The following is a 3917-nucleotide window of genomic DNA, read 5'->3' on the forward strand; positions in this document are numbered from 1 at the left end:
ATGCGATCGTCGGCAGCGTCAGATGTGTATAAGAGAGCCATATGTCGCCACTGCCATCTGCCTTCGGCGACAACGCGCCCGTTGGCGCCCATCGCGGCAGACGCCGAACGATCGGTGAGCATCGCCAGTGCGGCCAACGCGATCGCCGGGACGTCGCGGCCGTCGACAACGGTGCCCGTCTCCCCCTCGACGACGGTTTCGGGCGCGCCACCGGAACGTCCCGCGATGACGGGCACACCCGTTGCCGACGCCTCGAGGTAGACGATTCCGAATCCCTCGACGTCGAGGCCGCCGCCGCGTGTGCGCGCAGGCATGGCGAAGACGTCGGCGATGTTGTGGTAGGCCGGAAGATCTTCTGCAGGAACAGAACCGGTGAAGATCACGTGATCGGCCACCCCCTCCTCGCGGGCGAGGCGGTGCAGTGTGTCGGCGTACGGTCCACCACCGACGATGACCAGCACCACGTCGGGCATCTCCTTGCGGATCAACGGCAGGGCACGGATGAGCATGTCCTGCCCCTTGCGTGGCACCAATCGCGACAGACACAGGATGGTGGGGGCGTCGCCGAGCCCCAACCGTGCGCGAAACTCTTCGCGGGCAACAGGATTGGGAGCGAAACGATCAGTGTCGACGCCGGGCGGGAGGTACTCGAGCGCGGCAGCGCGCCCGAAGGCCGAAGCGAAGCGATTCCGGGTGTACCTGCTCACGTAGGTGATCGCGTCGGTGTGATTTCCGATGTGGCGCAGCACTTGTCGGGCACCCGGCAGCATCGACCACCCCACCTCGTGGCCGTGGGTGCAGGCGATGACGCGCTGCGCGCCCGCCCTTCGCATCGCGGGTGCCATCACCGCGAGCGGCGCCGCGGCACCGAACCACACGGTCTCGATACCCTCGCTGCGGATGATCTCGGCGGCGCGACGCGCAACGAATGGCGTGGGCAACATCAGCGTCGTCCGATGCCGATGGACGCGATACGGTTGTCGCGCATCGAATTCCACGCTGCCCTTCCATCGGGGCGCGTAGACAACGATGTCTTCGGGCGGCAACCTGTCGACGAGATTCTGTAGATACGACTGAATCCCACCAGCCCGCGGCGGAAAGTCGTTGGTCACCAACAGGGTTCGACGCACGGACCGTACTCCTTATCCCGGAACCTGTTCCGCGAGCCATCTGCGCCAGTCGGCGATCAGACGGTTGCGATCGACACCGAGAGCAGTTGCGATCGCGTTGTCCTGCCTGCCGACATCTCCCGACGCCGCCACCCCGCGATAGAGGGCCTTCAGACGTGTTTCACCGTAGCGGTCGGCGACGTAGGCCGCGAGCGCCCACGCGGACTGGTATGCGAGAGTCGATTTCTCTGTCGCCACACCGAAATCCTGATCCGACGGCAGCGCGTCGGGACTCTGCCCGGCGCGCACCTGCGCGGCGAGATCCGGTGCGGCGTCGTCGAGGCGCACGTAGGTTCCCTTGCGGCCGACATACTCGGCAACACCCTCGGTGATCCACAGCGGCGCATCCTTCGCGGTCACCGAGCGCGCCGCGACGTGGGTGAGTTCGTGCCGCAGCACCACCGCAAGCGCGGGCGCGGGTAGGTCGTTGGCAGACGGAGCGAGGACGACGCGCTGACCGATCACCGTGTCACCCTCGACGCGATCGAACACGGTGGCCGCAGCGGCGGCAGAGGTATCGGTCGCCGAACTGTGCGCTATCGCGGAAAACTCGTCCGGTGTCGCGGTTGCGACCACGACGGCGCGTCGCGGCCACTCCGAACCCCAGAAGGCGGTGACGGCCGATACCGCCTGACGCAGCGAGCTTCGCGTCCGATCCACGGTGACGTCGGTTCCCGGATACGACACCACCGTCGACGGCCCTCCCCCGGTGAGTACGTCCGTGGCCTCGAGACCCGGCAGGTCCCAGAGCTGGGTTGCCGGGGCGTCGTCACCGAGAAGCGTTGCGTCGCCGACCAATTTCCACCCATCGCCGTATCGCGCCACCACAAGTTCGCGATCAAGCGCGACCGTCGGCTCGTCGACTCCCGGCGTATTGGCGCCGCCGAGCGCATACCGCAGCTGCACCGGCGCGACCCACGAGTCGGTGCTGCCCTGCGATTCGAGTCGAGCAGCAACCTCTTCGGGCACCTGGGTCTCGGCGCCCTGCGTCGACGCGAGTTGGTAGCCGAACTCCTTGAGCTTCAGTGTGGTTCCGCGCGCGGGCACAGCCGCGATCAGTGAGGACGGCGACGGCGAGGATGGCGACGGCGAGTTCGCCGACGGCGGCGGCGCTGCGGCCGAGGACGCGGTGGAGGTGCCCGTTCCGGAGAGATCCCGTCCGGACAGATTCTGGGCCGCGACGGTCAGGGAGTCGCGGAACGTCGGGGGCGTCGATGCGTCGAGGAGCGTGTCGAGGCGAGCGCGATCGCCATCCGTCACAGCGCGGGTGAGGTCGTCGAGGAGTTGCGCGACGCCCTCCGACCGCTCCTGCAGATAGACGTTGGGATTCGTGGTCGTCGTCGTGACAGACGACGAGGTCGCCTGCCGCGGTTGATCATCCGACGAGCAGGCCGACGCACCCACTGCGAGTGTCGCGGCAGCGAGAAGCACACATGCTACGCGCGCAGCCGAGGCCTCAGCGTGCACGCTGTCCGCGCATCAGGCGTATCGCCGCGCGGCCGCGAACGGCCCGGCCTGGTCGATCGGTACCACCTTGACGGGCACACCGAATGTCGACGCGTGGATCACGTAACCGTCGCCGACATACATGCCGACGTGATGGGCGTCCGGGTAGTAGATGATCAGGTCGCCGGGCTGCAGATTGCCGCGGTCGACAGCCGTTCCCGAGCCCATCTGCGCCTCGCTCGAGCGCGGAAGCGTCTTACCCGCCTGCTGGTAGGCCCACACCATCAGCCCGGAGCAGTCGAAGGAGTCGGGCCCGGTGGCACCCCAGACGTAGGGATCTCCGATGCGGGTCAGCGCAGCCTGCACGGCCGCGAGAGCGGCAGACGTACCCTTCGGCACGGCACGGGGGTCGAAATCGAATTTGGGGCCACGAAGGGCGCCGAGTTGCTTGCCGGTCATCGACTCGTACACGGCACGCACCTGAACCGCCTGGAGCTGCAGGTTGGCCTGCTTGGCCTGGAGGTCGCCGCGTACGCGCTCGGCGGCCGACACGGCGGTCGTCGCCTCCGCGGCGGTGCGATCGGCCTTCGCTTTCGCGGCGGCCATCTGGGCGCGAGCCTTCTTGAGGCCCTTGAGATCTGCCGACGCCTGGCGCGAGATCACCTCGAGGCCCGACATCTGGTCGAGCAACGACTGCGGTGAGTCGCTGACGAGCACCGCGTAGAGACGGTTGACCCGGGCACCCTTGTAGCTGGCGCGGACAATTGTGTCGACGCGCTTCTGGTACGAACCCAGCGTCTTCCGCGAGGTTTCGAGGCCCTTCTGGGCCTCGGTCGAGTCTTTACGGGCAGCGGTCACGATGCCGCGCTGCTTGTCGTACTCGATCTGGGCGTTGTGCATCGCTTCCGACGACTTCTCGGCGTCGGTGCTCAGCTTCTTGTACTGAGTGAGGAGTTGGTCGGGTGTGCGCGTCGGTTCCGCGCTCGACGGACCCGCTATCGCCATCGAGAAGACTTGTGCGACAGCGACGATCATCGCCGTCACGACAACGACGAATGCCGCTCGTGATCGATGCGCCATTGCCTGCGATCCCGCAACCACTTCTGTGTTCACTCCCCTCACCACATGCAGCGACCGGCCTCCACGTGGCAGACCGGTGCACCGCGCTCCACCCTAACGTGAGCGTTGCGGCGGCTACTGCCGGTCGGGCGGATCACGCGTCGACGCGCTGTCTCTTATACACATCTGACGCTGCCGACGATCGCATAAGGGTAGATCTCGGTGGTCGGCGAGGCGAGCACT

The 3917-nt window shown here is 67.0% G+C and carries 3 protein-coding genes; all 3 read right to left on the reverse strand.

The window, feature by feature from the left end; translation table 11 throughout:
* A partial coding sequence (locus tag A5785_RS03990) for a glycosyltransferase family 4 protein (RefSeq protein ID WP_197500794.1) occupies positions 1 to 1130 on the reverse strand: 1130 nt, incomplete at its 3' end.
* A 12-nt stretch (positions 1131 to 1142) separates the two neighbouring features.
* The gene (locus A5785_RS03995) at positions 1143 to 2636 is read right to left on the reverse strand and encodes a peptidase MA family metallohydrolase (protein WP_064864678.1); all 1494 of its coding nucleotides are present in this window, start codon (positions 2634 to 2636) and stop codon (positions 1143 to 1145) included.
* A 12-nt stretch (positions 2637 to 2648) separates the two neighbouring features.
* Complete coding sequence (locus A5785_RS04000) at positions 2649 to 3728, reverse strand: C40 family peptidase (protein WP_414652002.1); 1080 nt, start codon at positions 3726 to 3728, stop codon at positions 2649 to 2651.
* Positions 3729 to 3917: the final 189 nt, after the last annotated feature.

Source organism: Gordonia sp. 852002-50395_SCH5434458, assembly GCF_001665905.1.
GTDB classification, from domain to species: domain Bacteria; phylum Actinomycetota; class Actinomycetes; order Mycobacteriales; family Mycobacteriaceae; genus Gordonia; species Gordonia jacobaea.